The following is a 15,809-nucleotide window of genomic DNA, read 5'->3' as shown; positions in this document are numbered from 1 at the left end:
GAAGATGCGTGCATGCCTGAGCAGCAGAAGGGCGTGCGCGACGTGAAGTCGGCGGCGCGCACCGTCGAGGTTCTCGAAGTGCTCGGGAGCCTCGACGGTCAGCCGCTGAGCCTGCGCCAGCTCGCCGAACGCATGGACGTGCCGCGCAGCAGCCTGTACGCCCTGTTGCAGACGCTCGTGAACCGCGGCTGGGTGCGCACGGATCCGACGGGCTCGCTGTACACGATCGGCGTGCGCGCGTTGCTGGTCGGCACGTCGTACATCGACGGTGACCCCCGGCTCGCCGCGGCCAAATCGCACCTGGACGACCTGGGCGAGAAGGTCGGCGAGACGGTGCACTTCGCGCGGCTCGACGGTTCGGACATCGTGTACCTCGCGACGCGCGAGTCGCGGCACTACCTGCGGCCGTTCAGCCGCGTGGGCCGTCGCCTGCCCGCGTATGTGACCTCGCTGGGCAAGGCGATCCTGGCGGAGCGGTCGGACGCCGAGGTGGAGAAGCTGCTGCCGCCGGAGATGCCCGCGCTGACCGAACGCACCCTCGACCGGCCGGGCCTGCTCGCGGACCTGGCGGGAGTCCGCGAGCGCGGCTACGCGATCGACAACGAGGAGGGCACCGTCGGCCTGCGCTGCTTCGGCATGGCGCTGCGCTACGACACCCCGGTGCTCGACGCGATCAGCTGCTCGGTGCCGATCGCCCGCCTGACGCCCGAGGCGGAGAAGTCAGTCCTCGACGCCCTGGCCGAAGCGCGGACGGCCATCGAGCGCGCCGTCCGCTCGGCCGCCTGGTGACTCGCGCAGCCACTCCAGCACCTCGTTCGTGTGCTCGCCGAGCGTGGGTGGTGGCAGCCGGTACTCGGCCGGAGTCGCCGACAACCCGATGGGATTGCGGACCGTTCCGCCGGGCGCTCGTGGCGCCAGGCCGAGCTGTTCGGCCAACGCGAACGCCTCGCCGAGGTCGTTGACCGGTCCACACGGGACGCCCAACGGCGTCAGCAGCGCGAACCACTCGTCCGCGGGACGCGTCCGCAGCCGGGCGCCCAGCAGGTCCGCCAGTTCGGCGACGTGCTCGACGCGGCCGGCGTTGGTCGCGAACCGCTCGTCGGGCTCCAGGCCCAGCGCCTTGCACAGAGCTTGGAACTGCCGGTCGTTGCCCACCGCCAGCGCGATGGGCCGGTCCGCGGTGGGATAGACCTCGTACGGCGCGACGGACGGGTGCCGGTTGCCCATGATCCCCGGCACGAGCCCCGCCATCAGGTGGTTGGCGCTCTGGTTGACCATGCTCGACAGCAACGCGCTCAACAGGTTCACCTCGACGAGCTGCCCTTCGCCGGTGGCGTCGCGGTGCCGTAGCGCGGCGAGGATGCCGAGGCCCGCGTGCAGCCCGGTGAGCACGTCGACCAGCGCGACGCCCACCTTCGTCGGCTCCCCCGGCCCGGGCCCGGTGACGCTCATCAACCCGCCGACGGCCTGCACGAGCAGGTCGTAGCCGGGGAGTTTCGCTCCTTCGCCGGAGCCGAAGCCCGAGATCGAGCAGTACACCAGACCCGGGTTGTCCACCCGGAGCGTTTCGTGGTCGAGCCCGAAGCGTGCCATCAGGCCCGGGCGGAAGTTCTCGATCAGCACGTCGGCCCGGCGCCCCAGCTCGCGCGCGGCCGGATCGGCGAGATCCAGCGCGACGGACCGCTTGTTCCGGTTGACCGAGCGGTAGTAGACAGCCTCCCCGTCGACGTGCGGCGGCCCCCAGGCCCGCGTGTCGTCGCCGGTGCCGGGCCTCTCGACCTTGATCACATCGGCACCGAGGTCGGCGAGCAGCATGGTCACGTAGGGCGCCGCGAGCACCCGGCTGAAGTCGGCGATCAACACACCGGAGAGAGGTCCGCTCACCTCTCCCTTCTACCTCATGTTGTTTGGAGCTCTTCTTCCGTGATACCCCTCAGCGGTATGAGGACAATCGGCGAAGCGCTCGCGCTCGCGGGCACCATGACGTGGGAGATCCTGTGGGCGCTGATCCTCGGGTTCGCGCTGTCCGCGGTCGTGCAGGCGGTCGTGCGGAAGTCGACGATCGTCCGGCTACTGGGGGACGACCGGCCGCGGACGCTGGCGGTGTCCGCGGGTCTGGGCGCGGCCTCCTCGTCCTGCTCCTACGCGGCCGTCGCGCTCGCCCGCGCCCTGTTCCGCAAGGGCGCGAACTTCACGGCGGCGATGGCGTTCGAGATCGGGTCCACCAACCTGGTCGTCGAGCTGGGCATCCTGCTGGCGTTGCTGCTGGGCTGGCAGTTCATGGTCGCGGAGTTCGTTGGCGGTCCGCTGATGATCGTGTTCGTCGCCCTACTGTTCCGGCTGTTCGTCCGTGACCGGCTGTTGCGCGCTGCCCGTGACCAGGCGGAGCGGGGTGCGGCGGGGTCGATGGAAGGGCACGCGGCGATGGACATGTCCGTCAGCCGGGAGGGCCCGTTCTGGCGTCGGTTGTTGTCAGCGGAGGGCTTCACGTCGGTGTCGCACGTGTTCGTCATGGAGTGGGCCGCGATCCTGCGCGACCTGGTCATCGGCCTGCTGATCGCGGGCGCGATCGGCGCCTGGGTGCCCGACTCGTTCTGGCGCGCGTTCTTCCTCACCGGTCACCCGTTGGGCTCGGCGCTGTGGGGTCCCGTCGTCGGGCCGGTGGTGGCGATCCTGAGCTTCGTGTGCTCGGTCGGCAACGTCCCGCTGGCAGCGGTGCTGTGGAACGGCGGCATCAGCTTCGGCGGGGTGGTCGCGTTCATCTTCGCCGACCTGCTGATCCTGCCGATCCTGAACATCTACCGGAAGTACTACGGCACGAGGATGGCGCTGACCCTGCTGGGCGTCTTCTACGTCGCGATGGTCGCCGCCGGCTACGTCGTCGAGCTGCTTTTCGGGGTCACCGGCCTGACCCCGAAGACCCGCGACGCGCAGGTGCTGGAGGCGGGGATCACCTGGAACTACACGACGTGGCTCAACCTCGTCTTCCTGCTGGTCGCGGCCGCTCTGCTGTTCCGTTTCGTGCGCAGCGGCGGCGTCCCGATGCTGAAGATGATGGGTGGTGCGCCGGAGTCCGGGCACCACCACTAGTCACCGGAACCGCCGCAGCCGCAACGAGTTGCTGACCACGAACACCGAGCTCAGCGCCATGGCCGCGCCGGCGATCATCGGGTTGAGCAGGCCGAGCGCGGCCAGCGGCAGCGCGGCCACGTTGTACGCGAAGGCCCAGAACAGGTTGCCCTTGATGGTGTTCAGCGTCCGCCGCGAGAGCCGGATCGCGTCGGCCGCCGCGCGCAGGTCCCCGCGCACCAGCGTCAGGTCCCCGGCCTCGATCGCGACGTCCGTGCCCGTGCCCATCGCCAGCCCGAGGTCGGCCTGCGCCAGCGCGGCGGCGTCGTTCACCCCGTCGCCGACCACCGCGACGCGGTGCCCCTCGTCCTGCAGCTGCCGCACCACGTCGACCTTGCCCGCGGGCAGCACCTCGGCGATCACGTCGTCGACGCCCACCTCGCGCGCCACCTCACGAGCGACGGTCTCGTTGTCACCGGTCAGCAGCACCGGCCGCAGCCCCAGCTCCCGGAACCGCGCGACCGCCTCCGCCGATGTCGGCTTGACGGTGTCCGCCACGGCGAGCACGGCCTTCGCCTGCCCGTCCCACCCGACGACGACAGCGGTGTCCCCACGCTTTTCGGCCGCCGCCTTGACTTCCGCGAGCTCGCCGAGGTCCTCGAACAGCGCCGCCCGGCCCACGGAAACCTCGCGGCCGTCGACCACGCCCCGCACGCCGAGCCCCTCGACGTTGGCGAACTCCCTGGCCTCGCCCAGCTCCGGCGCGGCGGCGGCGATCGCCTTCGCGATGGGATGTTCGGACGCGTTTTCCAGGGTCCCGGCGAGCCGCAGCGCCTCGTCCCGTTCCACACCGGCGGCAGGATGCACGTCGACGAGCGCCATGCGGCCCGTGGTGACCGTGCCGGTCTTGTCGAGCACGATGGTGTCGATCCGGCGCGTGCTCTCCAGCACCTCCGGCCCCTTGATCAGGATGCCCAGCTGCGCACCCCGGCCCGTGCCGACCAGCAACGCGGTCGGCGTGGCGAGCCCCAGTGCACACGGGCAGGCGATGATCAGCACCGCGACGGCGGCGGTGAACGCGGCCGACGGCGTGCCACCCGCGACGAACCAGCCGACGAGCGTGCTCAGCGACAGCACCAGCACGATGGGCACGAACACCCCGGCGACGCGGTCGGCCAGCCGCTGGACCTGCGCTTTCCCGGTCTGCGCTGCCTCGACGAGCTTCGCCATCTGCGCCAGCTGCGTGTCCGCGCCGACACGCGTCGCCCGGACCACCAGCCGGCCACCGGCGTTGACCGTCGCCCCCACGACAGCGTCCCCGGGACCGACCTCGACGGGTACGGACTCGCCCGTGAGCATGCTCGCGTCGACCGCCGAGGCACCGTCCTCGATCACGCCGTCGGTGGCGATCTTCTCCCCCGGCCGCACGACGAACCGGTCGCCGACGGTCAGCTGCCCGGCGGGAATGCGGACCTCCACGCCGTCGCGCAACACGGCGACGTCCTTCGCGCCGAGCTCCAGCAACGCCCGCAACGCGGCCCCGGCGCGCCGCTTGGACCGCGCCTCGAAGTAACGGCCGGCGAGCAGGAAGGCCGTGACACCCGTGGCGACCTCGAAGTAGAGCGCGTCTCCGGCCGAGGGCCCGACGGTCAGCTCGAACGCGTGCCGCATGCCGATCATCCCGGCGTCGCCGAAGACCAGCGCGTACAGCGACCACAGGAACGCGGCGAGCGTGCCCACCGAGATCAGCGTGTCCATCGTCGTGGCGCCGTAGGTCAGGTTCGTCCACGCGGCCCGGTGGAAGGGCCAGGCCGCCCACGTGACGACCGGCGTCGCGAGCGCCAGCGAGATCCACTGCCAGTAGTCGAACTGCAGCGCCGGGACCATCGCCAGCACGATCACCGGCACCGCGAGCACCGCGGCCACCACCAGCCGGTTGCGCAACGGGCGCGACGGGTCCTCGTCCTCGTCGCCCGGCTCGGGCAGCTTCGCGGTGTACCCAGCGGCCTCGACCGTCTCGACGAGCCGCTGGGGATCGGCACCCGCCGGGAAGGTCACTTCGGCCTTCTCCGTCGCGTAGTTGACCGTTGCGGTGACGCCGTCGAGCCGGTTCAGCTTCTTCTCGATCCGCATCGCGCAGGACGCACACGTCATCCCGCCGATGGCGAGCTCCAGCCTGCCGGAGTCCGCGGTGGTGGTCATCAGGCGACCTGGTACCCGGCCTCGTCGACGGCGGCCCGGATCGCGGCGTCGTCGAGCTCGTGCGCGCTGACGACGGTGAGCGCGCCACTGGGCAGGTCGACCGCGACGGACTCGACGCCCTCGACCTTGCCGACCTCCTCGCTGACCGCCTTGACGCAGTGTTCGCAGGTCATCCCCGTGACGGTGTACGTAGTCTGAGTCATGACCCCCACTATACCCCCTACCCGTACGGGGAGCCGCTCAGTCCGCGGGCACTGCCCAGCGCTCCTCGAAGCGGCCGACGCGCCAGACCAGCAGCGCGACGACCCACGTCACCACGAACAGTCCGACGATCACGAAGCCCACGTAGTCCAGGTTGAGGTTCGCGATCGCCGCGAGCGGTCCCGTGGTGATACCCAGCTGGTCGGTGAGCACACTGATCAGCTCGATCACGCCGATGAGCAGCGCGACGAGCACGGACAGCGCGGTGACCGTGATGTTGTAGAAGAGCTTGCGCACCGGCTGCGCGAAGGCCCAGTCGTAGGCGCGGTTCATGAACACGCCGTCGGCCGCGTCGAACAGCGTCATGCCCGCGGCGAACAGCACCGGCAGGACCAGGATCGCGTACCACGGCAGCGAGAACGCGGCCGCACCGCCGGCGAGCACCAGCAGCCCGACCTCGGTCGCGGTGTCGAACCCGAGCCCGAACAGCAGGCCCACCGGGTAGATGTGCCACGGCTTGCGCACCGCCGCGGTCGCCCGGCCCAGCACCCGGTTCAGGAGGCCGCGCTTGTTCAGCTGCTCCTCCAGCTGCGCCTCGTTCAGCTCCCCCACCCGCACGCCGCGGAAGATCCGGACGATCCCCGCGAGCACGACGAGGTTGACCAGCCCGATCAGGCACAGGAACACGCCGGACACCGACACCCCGATGACGCCGGTGACCTGGTGCAGCGTCGAGCCGTCGTCCTCCAGCTGCCCGACCAGCGCGCGCACGCCGAGCGACAGCAGCAGGCACAGCGCGAACACGATCGTCGAATGCCCGAGCGAGAACCAGAACCCGACGGTCAGCGGGCGTTGTCCCTCCCCGATGAGCTTGCGCGTGGTGTTGTCGATCGCGGCGATGTGGTCGGCGTCGAACGCGTGGCGCATGCCGAGGGTGAACGCCGTGACCCCGAGTCCCACGCCGAACACCTGCGCGTTCCCGATCTGGTAGTGCTGGGGGACGACGATCAGGGTCAGCACCCCCCAGCCCAGCACGTTGAGGACGACCACGAACCCCGCCATCGCGGCCACGGCCGCCCAGTCGCGCCTGATCACATCTGACAGGTTAATCAGATGAACAGGCGAGGCGGGTTTCGTTTGTGTCTCGGCATACGGGGAGCGGGTATGATTTCAGGGACGTCGAGTACGAAGGTGGGCAACGGAATGGCGAGCTACAGCGGGGACAAGGACGCCTACCTGAAGCGCCTGCGCCGGATCGAGGGGCAGATCCGGGGACTGCAGCGGATGGTCGAAGAGGACAAGTACTGCATCGACATTCTCACGCAGGTCTCCGCCGCGACGAAGGCACTGCAGTCGTTCTCGCTCGAACTCCTCGACGAGCACCTGTCGACCTGCGTGGTGGACGCCGCGAAGGCCGGCGGCAAGGAGGCCGAGGTGAAGGTCCGTGAAGCCTCGGACGCCATCGCCCGCCTGGTGAAGTCCTGACGCGAGCTGGTATTACTATACCGCCAAGTGCTAGGGTTCCGGTATAACTATACCAACCCCTGTAGCGCGAGGTACCCGTGATCGAACTGAAGACGCCTGCGGAAATCGAACGCATGCACGTGACCGGGCGCTTCGTCGCCGAGGTGCTCACCGAGGTCGGCCGGCTCGCCGACGTGGGCGTCAACCTCCTCGACCTCGAACACCACGTACGCGGCATGATCGAACGTCGCGGCGCGGAGTCGTGCTACTGGGACTACGCCCCCTCCTTCGGCAAGGGCCCGTTCCGCAACGTCATCTGCCTGTCGGTCAACGACGCCGTCCTGCACGGCCTGCCCCACGACTACACGCTGCGCGACGGCGACGTCCTGACCGCGGACCTCGCGGTGAGCATCGACGGCTGGGCGGCCGACTCGGCGCGCACGATCATCGTCGGCACCCCCGCGGACGAGGACCTGCGGATCATCCGCGCCACCGAGGAAGCACTGGAAGCGGGGATCGACGCCGCGCGCCCGGGCAACCGCCTCGGCGACATCTCGGCCGCGATCGGGGCGGTGGCCCGCGACTACGGCTATCCGGTCAACACCGAGTTCGGCGGCCACGGCATCGGCCGCACCATGCACGAGGACCTCCACGTTTCCAACCTGGGCCGGCCAGGCCGCGGCCTGAAACTCCGGCCGGGCCTGACCCTCGCCCTCGAACCCTGGTTCGCCCGCACGACCGACCGGATCGTCTACGACCCGGACGGCTGGACCATCCGCTCGGCCGACGGTTCACGCACCGCCCACTCCGAGCACACGATCGCCATCACCGAGGACGCCCCCTTGGTGCTCACCCGGCGCGAATCGGAAATCCCCGCAGCACCGGGCAGTTCCGCCGGCAGGTTGTCCACAAAGGACGCCTGACGCCTCACCGGCAGAAGCTCACCCGGGCACGGACCCCTGGGCGGATGTGGCAGTACGAGCGCGAAACCCAAAACTGTCACACCCCACCCCTACCATCGAACCCATGTTCGACATCTCCCGAACCCAGAGGTCAACCGCCGGGCACCAGCGCATCGTGCCGGTAGACCCGCCTGCTCTCGATCGACCCGTCCCGCCGCTGGATCTGCAGCACGCTGGGCCGATCACGACGCGCGAGCCGCGCGGCGGCGCACACCGCCTCGCGCTTGCGCCCGTGGTGCGAGAGCACCTCCCCCTTCCGACGCACGTCCCAGCTGCCGCACAACGGCGAGACCCAGTAGACGGTGCACGACATGGCAATTCCCCTTCCCCAGTAGTGTTCCAAGGTGGCAACACTGTCTCAGTATTGCACCAGTGTCCCACAATCGCAACCCCATTGAAGAACCGGAAGAGACCGAGGGGCGGAGGATGAGGCCGGTGGTGGGACGACTGGACACGGCCAGGTTGTACGGGGCGCTCGACGCGCAGCGCGAGGCCAGGGGCCTGTCGTGGCGGCAGCTCGCGGCCGAGGCAGGAGTCAGCCCGTCGCTGGTGAGCCGGATGGGCAACGGCCACCGGCCGGACCTCGACGGGTTCATCGCGCTGGTGCAGTGGCTCGGCATGCCCGCCGAGACGTTCATGGTGTGGCCGGAAGGTGCCCGGCAGCAGCGGGCGAAGCCGTCGCTGGAGGCGCAGCTCGCCCCGCTGCTGCGCGCGGAGGAGGAGCTCAGCGAGGCCGACCAGCAGCACGTGCTGGACGTGGTCGGCATAACGCTGCGGCACATGAGGGCACGAAACCAGGGAGGCTGAAGTGGCGCTGAGACGCGGGTTCAAGAAGGAAGCCAGGGAACTCGCCCTGGAGGTGCGCGCGGAGCTGGGCGTCGAGGTGCTCGCACCGCTCGATCCGTACGCGCTCGCCGAGCTGTACGGGATCGAGGTACTCGACCTCACGCATCCCGCGCTGCCCGCGGAGTCCGTGCGCCACCTGACGGAGGTGCGGCCGCAGGTGTTCTCCGCGGCTCTCGTGCCGTTGGACCCCAGCGGCGCGGTGATCATCGAGAACCACGTGCACCCGTTGCGGCGCCGTCGGTCCACGCTCGCGCACGAGATGGCGCACGTCCTGCTGGAGCACCCGTTCGGCCCGACGCTGGCGGACGAGAACGGCTGCCGGTCCGGTGTGCGGCGGCTCGAGGACGAGGCGGCGGAGCTGTCGGGGGAGCTGCTCCTGCCGACGGACGCCGCGCGCGTGGCCGCGCTGCGCGGGTGGTCCGATCACACGGTGGCGAACCGCTTCCAGGTCAGCGTCGCGATGGCCCAGTGGCGGATGAACGTCACGGGCGCGCGCCGGGTCGCCTGCCGCTGGCGGGAGCGGGTGCGACGGGAGGGGCTGGTGCTGGCCCAGTGATCCACAGGCTTGCCCACACCTGGGGACAACTCGTTTGTCCACACGCGACTGCCTTGCGTGCCAACGACTTCAGGCGTCCAAACTGTCCTCACCGGCGCCGAACAACTCCTCGGCGGCGCGGGCCCGCAACCGTTCGAGGCGCGTGATCTGGCTGCGGCCGCTGGTGATCAGCTCGTCGAGCTTGGCGGAGTCGAGCCGCGGGTCGACGGTGGCGCGGGCACGGAGGGTGCGCCAGCCGGCGACCTTGCCCTCGACGCCGAGCCGCATCGCCTCGAGCTCCACGAGGCGGCTCAACGGCGAACGGTTGACGATGCGCCCGTTGAGCTTGAAGCGCGCGACCTTTTCGGCGAGCCAACCGGTCCACATTTCCGCGCGCCGCACCGGTTCTCCGAGGGCGGCCATGATTTCGAGCAACGCGGCCCGGTCCTGTTCGATCTCTTCGGCGAGCCGTTCGAGCTTCCCGTTCCCGGCCCACTCGCCCTCGGTCCGCACCAGCCGTCTGCTGAGCTCCACCCCGGCCATCGCCCCGGCGAGGTGATCGTTGAGGTAGACCCCGAGCAGCGTGCGACTCATGCCCTGCCGATTACCCATCCGGATGACCACCAATCCCCGAGGCGTGTCGGGCCGCCCACACCCTAGCCAGTGATCACGGACGTCACCAGGGGTTTCCGCGGTCTCTCGCGCGCGGCTACGGTGATCTCGTGCCGGGGAGTTCGGACGTGGAGCGGATCGGCCACCGGGAGCGGGAGTCGGCCGCCTCGGCGCTGGTCTCGCACCTGACAGCGGGGCGTTTGTCGCCCGTGGAGTTCGAGGAGCGCGCCGACGTCGTGGCTCAGGCCCGCACTGCGGCGGAGCTGCGCGCGGTGTTCGTGGACCTGCCACCGTCGCCACACTGGCCCGGTTCCGCCGGCCGCCTCCCGGATGACGTGCGGGCCTCGCTGGCGGCCGAGGAGCTGCTGGTGCTCGACGAGGACCTGCTGGGCTCGATCACGTACCGCCGCTACCGGGCGAACGGAGTGCGGGTGCGCCGCAAGCAGGTGGCCCTCGCCGGCGCGGTGGCGGTGACGACCCGTCGGCTGCTGGTGTGGGCGGCGGGCAGCAAACACGTCGACGTCCCACTCGCCCACCCCCTGCGGCTGGCCCTCGACGTGCAGGCCGAGAAGGACCTGCTGCACATCGCCTACGACGCCAAGGCCTTCCGCGCGGACCGCTCGGGCCGCGTCGAGCTGCGCTTCACCACCACGCACGCCAAGACGGTCGCCCGGCTGCTCGGCTCCGCGCCACGGTGAGCTCGTCAGCTCCGGTCGCACAACTGCCGGGTGTAGGGGTGTTTCGGCGCAGTCAGCACCGACGCCGTAGCGCCGCGTTCGACGATCCGCCCCTCGTGCATCACCACCACCTCTTCGGTGAGGTGCCGGATGACGGCGAGGTCGTGGGAGACCAGCACCAGACCGGCACCCCGCCGCGTCATGATGTCGAGCAGCAGGTTGATGATCTGCGCCTGTACCGAGATGTCGAGCGCCGAGGTCGGCTCGTCGGCGATGATCAGGTCGGGATCCGCCGCCAGGGTCCGCGCGATCGCGACCCGCTGGCACTGCCCACCGCTCAATTGCCGGGGACGGCGGCCCGCCAGTGCCGGCGAGATGCCGACCGACGCGAGCAGCTCCTCGGCGTGTGCGCGGGCCTTCCGGCGCGACAGCCGCCGACAGACCCGCGCCGCCTCTCGCACGGCTGATCCCACGCTGACGTGTGGGGTGAGCGATGCGTAGGGATCCTGATAGATGAGCTGCACCGCTCGTCGTGTCGGAGAGCCACGCCGCACTGCGGACCACGGCGCCGAATTCACCGTGACCGCTCCAGCGGAACTCCCGAGTGCCCCGCCCAGCAGGCGCGCGAGCGTTGTCTTTCCGGAACCGCTTTCACCGACAATGCCGAGCCTCGCGCCGGCGGAAACGTCGAGGTTGATGTCGTGCAGCACCTGATGGTGCCCGAACGAATGGTCCAGCCCTTCGACCTGAATCCGCAGTGGGGTACGAATCATCCGACGAGCTCCTTCCGGTGCGGCCGTTCGCCCGGCGAAGTGTGCTGGAGGCACGCGGCGGTCCGGGTGGTCGAGACCGACACAGTGGGCGGCTCGATGGTGTGACAGGCCGGCTCGGCGACGGGGCACCTCGCCGCGAACGCACAACCCGCACGAACCTCCCCGGGGAGCGGAGGCCGACCGCCGATCGCGGGAATCCGCGTGCCGGGCGGGGTGCGTTCGGGCAGTGCCGCCAGCAGGGCTTCCGTGTACGGGTGGGCCGGCTGTTCGAAGATCTCGCTCGTCGGCCCCGCTTCCACGGTGCGTCCCGCGTACATCACCACTGTGGTGTCCGTGGTCGCGCTGATGCTGCCGAGGTCGTGCGAAACGAGCAGCAGACCCAGACCGCGGGAATGCCGCAGGCTGCTCAACAGGGCGAGGATCTCGCGCCGGATCGCCGCATCGAGTGCGGTGGTGGGCTCGTCGGCGACGAGGATTCGCGGGTTCCCGGCGAGGGCCAGCGCGATCATCACGCGCTGACGCATCCCGCCGGACAATTCGTGCGGGTAGGCGCGCAGCAGGCGGTCGTCGGGTGTGAGCTGCACCGCCTCCAGCAGACCTCGTACTGCCGCTCGGCGGTCACCGCCGGTGGGTCCACCGAGCGCGCGCACCGTTTCGCCCAACTGGTGCCCGATCGACATGAGCGGATCGAGACTGGACATGCTGCTCTGCGGGACGAGCGCGATCGTGCGCCCCTGCACGCGCCGCCAGTCGCGATCAGTCCCCCGGGTCAGGTCGGTTCCCGCCACGCGCACCCTGCCCGAGGTGATCCGCCCACCCAGGCGGTGCAACAGGCCGGTCGCGGTCCGGACGGTCATCGTCTTGCCCGAGCCCGTCTCGCCGACGAGGCCGACGGCCTCGCCGGGAGCCACGCGCAGGGAGACGTCGGTGAGCACGGGCTGCCCCCCGATGTGGACGTTCAGGTTGTCGATGGCGAGTGCCGACGACTCGGTCATGCTGCTCCCTGGGGATCGATGGAATCGGCGACGAGGGCGAACCCGATGCCCAGGACCAGCACGAACAGACCGGGGATGACGGTGATCCACCAGGTGGTCGGCAACAGCGCGACGCCCTGCTGCATCATCATCCCGAGTTCGGGCGTGGGCTCGGGCACGCCGGCGCCGAGGAAGGCCAACGACGCGGTGACGCCGGTGGTGAGCACCGCCTGTGTGGCCGCGTAGGAAAGGTTGACGCCCATCATCGCCGGTCCGGTGTGGCGCAACAGGATTCGGGCGCGGCTGTAGCCGAGCAGGCGAGCGCTGACCACGGATTCACGCTCTCGCAACACCAACGCCTGCGTGACGGTGAGCCGTGCGTATGGCGCCCAACCCACCATCACTATCGCGATCACGATGCTCGACGCGCTCGCGGGAAGCAATGGTATGAGCTGTTGCTGCCCGAGCAGGACGATCAGCGCCAGAACGACGATGAGGTGGGGGATCGCGAGCAGCGCGTCGATCAGGCGCAGCACCACCGAGCGAATCGGCCCGGGGCAGGCCGCGATACCGACACCACTGACGGTTCCGGCGATCAGACAGATCGTCACGGCCAGTACGGTGATCAACAAGTCGGTCCAGCCAGCCGCGAAGACCCGGACGAAGCTGTCCCGGCCGAGCGAGTCCGTACCGAACCAGTGGGCGGCCGACGGTGACTGCTGCGGTAGATCCGCCAGGGCAGTCGGGCTCGCCGTGCTGACGAGCGGGACGACGACGAACGCGACGGCGGCGAGCACCAGGATCGTCAGCCCGACGACGCGTTCCACGAGAGCCTGTCGCGGACTGCGACGCCGACGCCTCCGGACCTTCGCGGTTCCGGCGCCGACGGGGATTTCGGCAACGGCCGACAGGTCGAGGCTCATCCGCGTGTCCTGGGGTCGATCACCCGTTGCACCGCTTCGGCGAGGGTGTTGGCGAGAACCACGGCCATCCCGCTGAGCAGAGCAGCCGCCTGCACCACGGGGTAGTCCCGGCTCATGATGGCGTTGACGAGGGTGGAACCGAGGCCGGGGATCCCGAATACGGCTTCGATTACCACGGCGCCGCTGAGCAATCCACCCAGACTCATGCCGACGATCGTCAGGATCGGCAGCGCACAGTTGGGCACGACGTGCCGCACCATCAGCCGGGTAGGCGAAAGACCGCGTGCGCGAGCCGCCTCGACGTGTGGCTGCCCGAGAACGGCCCGACCTCGTTCGCGCACCGCCCGGATGATCACCGGTGCGAGGTAGACGCTCAGGGTGATGACCGGCAGGACGAGGAAGCCCAGGTTGGCCGGATAGCCATAGCCCCAGCCGCCCGCGGGAGCGAGTCCGGCCCGCACCGCCACCCCGAGGATGAGCACCAGCCCCACCAGCGCGGGTGGCGCGGCCAGCGACACCATCGCGAACAGGCGGATGGCGGCGTCGACGGGCCTCCACCTGGCCGCCGCCGCGAGCAGTCCCAGGCACAGACCGGCCATGACCGCGGCCACGATCGACGCGACGGCGAGCAGCGCGGTGTTGGCGATGCCGTGGAAGACGAGCGACGACACCGGGGTACCGGGATAACGCAGGGACATCCCGAGATCGCCGTGCAACAGTCCGGCGCAGTAGTCCCACAGCTGCAGCGGCAGACTGCGGTCCAGTCCCAGTTGTGCGCGCAACGCGTCGACGGCCGCCTGGGGAGCCTGCTCGCCGAGGATCGCCCGTGCCGGATCCCCCGGTACGGCCCGGATCAGGAAGAAGGTGGCGACGACAACGCCCACACTGGTCACCGCGGCCTGTCCGAGATGCCGGGCGATGTGGGTCGTGATGGCACGAGCACGTGATCCGCCTCGCGGCAGCGGCGCGACAGGCGCCTGGTTCTGTGTGATCTGCGCGGTCATGGCAGGTTCAGGTACCAGCCGAGCGTCGTCGACAGCTGTTCGGCCGGGAGCCGCGAGCCGCTGACGAAGGTGAGCTCGGTGAGCGGGATGAACGGCAGCTCGCGCGCGAACACTTGCTCGGCCTGCTGCGCGATCGCGGGCTGTTGTGCCGCAGGCGCGACTTCGAGCTGCTGAACGAGATCGTGCAGCTGCGGCGCGGCGACGTTCAGGTGGTACGACGTGTTGTAGCTGCCGGCGGGATCGAGCTGACGGGCCGCGACGAGGTCTGGCCGGTCGATGAGCGAGGCGGGGGTGAGGACGAACCCGTCGAAACCACCCTGCTGCGTCCGCTTGGCGAAGGTCGAGATCGGTGTGGTCAGCAGCTGGACGTCGATCCCGATGTCCTTCAGGTTCTGCTGCACGACCGTGGTCACCGGCGGGATCTGCCAGTTGAAGTCGGGGAGGAGCAGGAACTTCACCGTGCAGCCGTGTTCGCAGGGCGTTCCGTTCAGCAGTCGCTTGGCCTCTGCCACGTTCCGGGTGGTCTTCGGCTGGCCGGAAACCTGGTCAGCGGGGAAGAACCCGTACTTCGGCTGCATCACCCCGGCCAACGCCGCGCGTGAAATCTGATCACGGTCGACGGCGAGGTTGATCGCCTGCCGGACGTTGGTGTTGCCCATGATGCCGGCGTAGTTGAGGAAGAGCGGGATCATGCCGCCGGGGAACGTGGAGTTCTGCTGGTGCACCGCTCCGCGCATCTGCGGAATCAGATTGGTCGGGAGGTTGTGCGCGTAGTCCACTTCCGCGTTCTGCAGCTGCGCGAGCCGCGTCGCGGCGTCGGGTACGAGCGTGAACTCGACTCGCCGCACCTTCTGCGGTGTCCCCGGATAGTGCGGATTCGCGCTCAGCACGATGTGCCCGGCCACGAAGTCGGCGGAGTCGACCTGGTACCGGCCTGCCGAAACCGGCTTGGCGAAGAACGCCTGCCCCTGACGCAGACCTGCCGCCGGGTAGATCGTCGCGCTGTTTTGGGCGAGGATCCCGGAGAACGATGCCCTCGGCCGGCTCAACGTGAAGGTCACCGTGCCCGGACCGGGCGAGGTCACATTCTTGAGATCGGTGTACTCCGGCAGCTTCGATCCCGCCGGATCGTCGAGTACGCGCCGGAAGGAGGCCACGACGTCCTCCGCGGTGATCGGCGTGCCGTCGGAGAAGACCAGATCGGGCCTCAGCACGGCCGTCCACGTCAATCGGTCCGCCGACTCGGTGACCCTCTGGGCCAGGGAAGGCTGACCGAGGTCGTTGCCCGCGCCGAACTTGGTCAGTTGCCCGTTGATCAGGTATTGCACCTGTTGGTCGGCGAAGCTGCCGGAGCGCAAAGGATCCAGTGTGCTGATCGGCGCTTCGTACGCCACCCGGACGGTGGTGGGGACACCTCCGGTTCCCGCGCCGTCGGTGGACTTCTGCAGACCGGCGCAACCGGCGACGGTGACGGCCGTCACGAGCAGGCCGGCGATGAGCGCCGTTCGGCCGCGGCGGCGCCGGGCGGTCGGACGACCGTCGGTGGGGACGGGGTTGGTCATCTCAA

General features: G+C 69.8%; 18 protein-coding genes. 7 read left to right on the top strand and 11 right to left on the bottom strand.

The features are described from left to right. Positions 1-12: 12 nt before the first annotated feature. Positions 13-789, top strand: coding sequence for an IclR family transcriptional regulator (locus FHX82_RS02490; protein ID WP_145938429.1), 777 nt, complete (start codon positions 13-15; stop codon positions 787-789). Here FHX82_RS02490 and FHX82_RS02485 read toward each other — a convergent pair. Continuing rightward, a complete protein-coding gene (locus FHX82_RS02485) occupies positions 721-1,884 on the bottom strand; it encodes a CaiB/BaiF CoA transferase family protein (RefSeq protein WP_222426001.1) in 1,164 nt (387 codons plus the stop codon). The two genes, FHX82_RS02490 and FHX82_RS02485, sit on opposite strands and share 69 nt — an antisense overlap. Before the next feature lie 57 nt (positions 1,885-1,941). Here FHX82_RS02485 and FHX82_RS02480 point away from each other — a divergent pair, with 57 nt between their 5' ends. Then, on the top strand, positions 1,942-3,090 hold the full coding sequence (locus FHX82_RS02480) for a permease (RefSeq protein WP_145938430.1): 1,149 nt from the start codon (positions 1,942-1,944) through the stop codon (positions 3,088-3,090). Here FHX82_RS02480 and FHX82_RS02475 read toward each other — a convergent pair whose 3' ends face one another. The 3 genes from FHX82_RS02475 to nicT are packed head-to-tail and all read right to left on the bottom strand — an operon-like array spanning position 3,091 to position 6,534. Further along, entirely contained in the window at positions 3,091-5,271 is a 2,181-nt protein-coding gene (locus FHX82_RS02475) for a heavy metal translocating P-type ATPase (protein ID WP_145938431.1), read from the bottom strand. It abuts the gene before it with no gap. Next, complete coding sequence (locus FHX82_RS02470; protein WP_145938432.1) at positions 5,271-5,474, bottom strand: heavy-metal-associated domain-containing protein; 204 nt, start codon at positions 5,472-5,474, stop codon at positions 5,271-5,273. The genes FHX82_RS02475 and FHX82_RS02470 overlap by 1 nt, the downstream gene beginning before the upstream one ends. A 37-nt stretch (positions 5,475-5,511) precedes the next feature. Next, positions 5,512-6,534, bottom strand: coding sequence for a Nickel transporter NicT (nicT, locus tag FHX82_RS02465; protein WP_145938454.1), 1,023 nt, complete (start codon positions 6,532-6,534; stop codon positions 5,512-5,514). Between the two features lie 141 nt (positions 6,535-6,675). On the opposite strand from nicT, the gene FHX82_RS02460 reads away from it, so the two are divergent. Next, positions 6,676-6,957, top strand: coding sequence for a metal-sensitive transcriptional regulator (locus tag FHX82_RS02460; RefSeq protein WP_145938433.1), 282 nt, complete (start codon positions 6,676-6,678; stop codon positions 6,955-6,957). Positions 6,958-7,034: 77 nt separating this feature from the next. After that, positions 7,035-7,859 (top strand): type I methionyl aminopeptidase, encoded by an 825-nt coding sequence (gene map, locus FHX82_RS02455; protein ID WP_145938434.1) that lies wholly within the window; start codon positions 7,035-7,037, stop codon positions 7,857-7,859. Between the two features lie 130 nt (positions 7,860-7,989). Here the strand turns inward: map and FHX82_RS02450 are convergent, their stop codons facing one another. Continuing rightward, positions 7,990-8,211: a DUF2188 domain-containing protein gene (locus FHX82_RS02450; RefSeq protein WP_145938435.1), complete on the bottom strand. Its 222-nt coding sequence runs from the start codon at positions 8,209-8,211 to the stop codon at positions 7,990-7,992. A gap of 122 nt (positions 8,212-8,333) precedes the next feature. Between FHX82_RS02450 and FHX82_RS02445 the strand changes: the two genes are divergently transcribed. Both FHX82_RS02445 and FHX82_RS02440 read left to right on the top strand, forming a co-directional pair. After that, positions 8,334-8,705 carry a helix-turn-helix domain-containing protein gene (locus tag FHX82_RS02445; protein ID WP_145938436.1) on the top strand — a complete coding sequence of 124 codons (372 nt, stop codon included), beginning with the start codon at positions 8,334-8,336 and terminating at the stop codon, positions 8,703-8,705. A gap of 1 nt (position 8,706) precedes the next feature. Beyond that, the gene (locus FHX82_RS02440) at positions 8,707-9,300 is read left to right on the top strand and encodes an ImmA/IrrE family metallo-endopeptidase (RefSeq protein ID WP_145938437.1); all 594 of its coding nucleotides are present in this window, start codon (positions 8,707-8,709) and stop codon (positions 9,298-9,300) included. A gap of 69 nt (positions 9,301-9,369) precedes the next feature. On the opposite strand, the gene FHX82_RS02435 is transcribed toward FHX82_RS02440, so the two are convergent. Further along, positions 9,370-9,873 carry a hypothetical protein gene (locus tag FHX82_RS02435; protein ID WP_229880818.1) on the bottom strand — a complete coding sequence of 168 codons (504 nt, stop codon included), beginning with the start codon at positions 9,871-9,873 and terminating at the stop codon, positions 9,370-9,372. A gap of 128 nt (positions 9,874-10,001) precedes the next feature. Between FHX82_RS02435 and FHX82_RS02430 the strand changes: the two genes are divergently transcribed. After that, positions 10,002-10,589 carry a DUF1707 SHOCT-like domain-containing protein gene (locus FHX82_RS02430; protein ID WP_145938439.1) on the top strand — a complete coding sequence of 196 codons (588 nt, stop codon included), beginning with the start codon at positions 10,002-10,004 and terminating at the stop codon, positions 10,587-10,589. A 5-nt stretch (positions 10,590-10,594) separates the two neighbouring features. On the opposite strand, the gene FHX82_RS02425 is transcribed toward FHX82_RS02430, so the two are convergent. The 5 genes from FHX82_RS02425 to FHX82_RS02405 are packed head-to-tail and all read right to left on the bottom strand — an operon-like array spanning position 10,595 to position 15,804. Next, positions 10,595-11,341: an ABC transporter ATP-binding protein gene (locus tag FHX82_RS02425; protein WP_145938440.1), complete on the bottom strand. Its 747-nt coding sequence runs from the start codon at positions 11,339-11,341 to the stop codon at positions 10,595-10,597. Next, on the bottom strand, positions 11,338-12,336 hold the full coding sequence (locus tag FHX82_RS02420) for an ABC transporter ATP-binding protein (RefSeq protein ID WP_145938441.1): 999 nt from the start codon (positions 12,334-12,336) through the stop codon (positions 11,338-11,340). The genes FHX82_RS02425 and FHX82_RS02420 overlap by 4 nt, the downstream gene beginning before the upstream one ends. Beyond that, positions 12,333-13,238 (bottom strand): ABC transporter permease, encoded by a 906-nt coding sequence (locus tag FHX82_RS02415; RefSeq protein WP_145938442.1) that lies wholly within the window; start codon positions 13,236-13,238, stop codon positions 12,333-12,335. The genes FHX82_RS02420 and FHX82_RS02415 overlap by 4 nt, the downstream gene beginning before the upstream one ends. Beyond that, on the bottom strand, positions 13,235-14,242 hold the full coding sequence (locus FHX82_RS02410; RefSeq protein WP_145938443.1) for an ABC transporter permease: 1,008 nt from the start codon (positions 14,240-14,242) through the stop codon (positions 13,235-13,237). Before FHX82_RS02410 ends, FHX82_RS02415 begins: the two co-directional genes overlap by 4 nt. Beyond that, complete coding sequence (locus FHX82_RS02405) at positions 14,239-15,804, bottom strand: ABC transporter substrate-binding protein (RefSeq protein ID WP_183176434.1); 1,566 nt, start codon at positions 15,802-15,804, stop codon at positions 14,239-14,241. Before FHX82_RS02405 ends, FHX82_RS02410 begins: the two co-directional genes overlap by 4 nt. Positions 15,805-15,809: the final 5 nt, after the last annotated feature.

It is taken from the genome of Amycolatopsis bartoniae (genome assembly GCF_014191255.1).
In the GTDB taxonomy this organism is placed as follows: Bacteria; Actinomycetota; Actinomycetes; order Mycobacteriales; family Pseudonocardiaceae; genus Amycolatopsis_E; species Amycolatopsis_E bartoniae.
The sequence above is the reverse complement of the archived record's forward strand: the minus strand, read 5'-3'. Positions and strand labels throughout refer to the sequence as shown.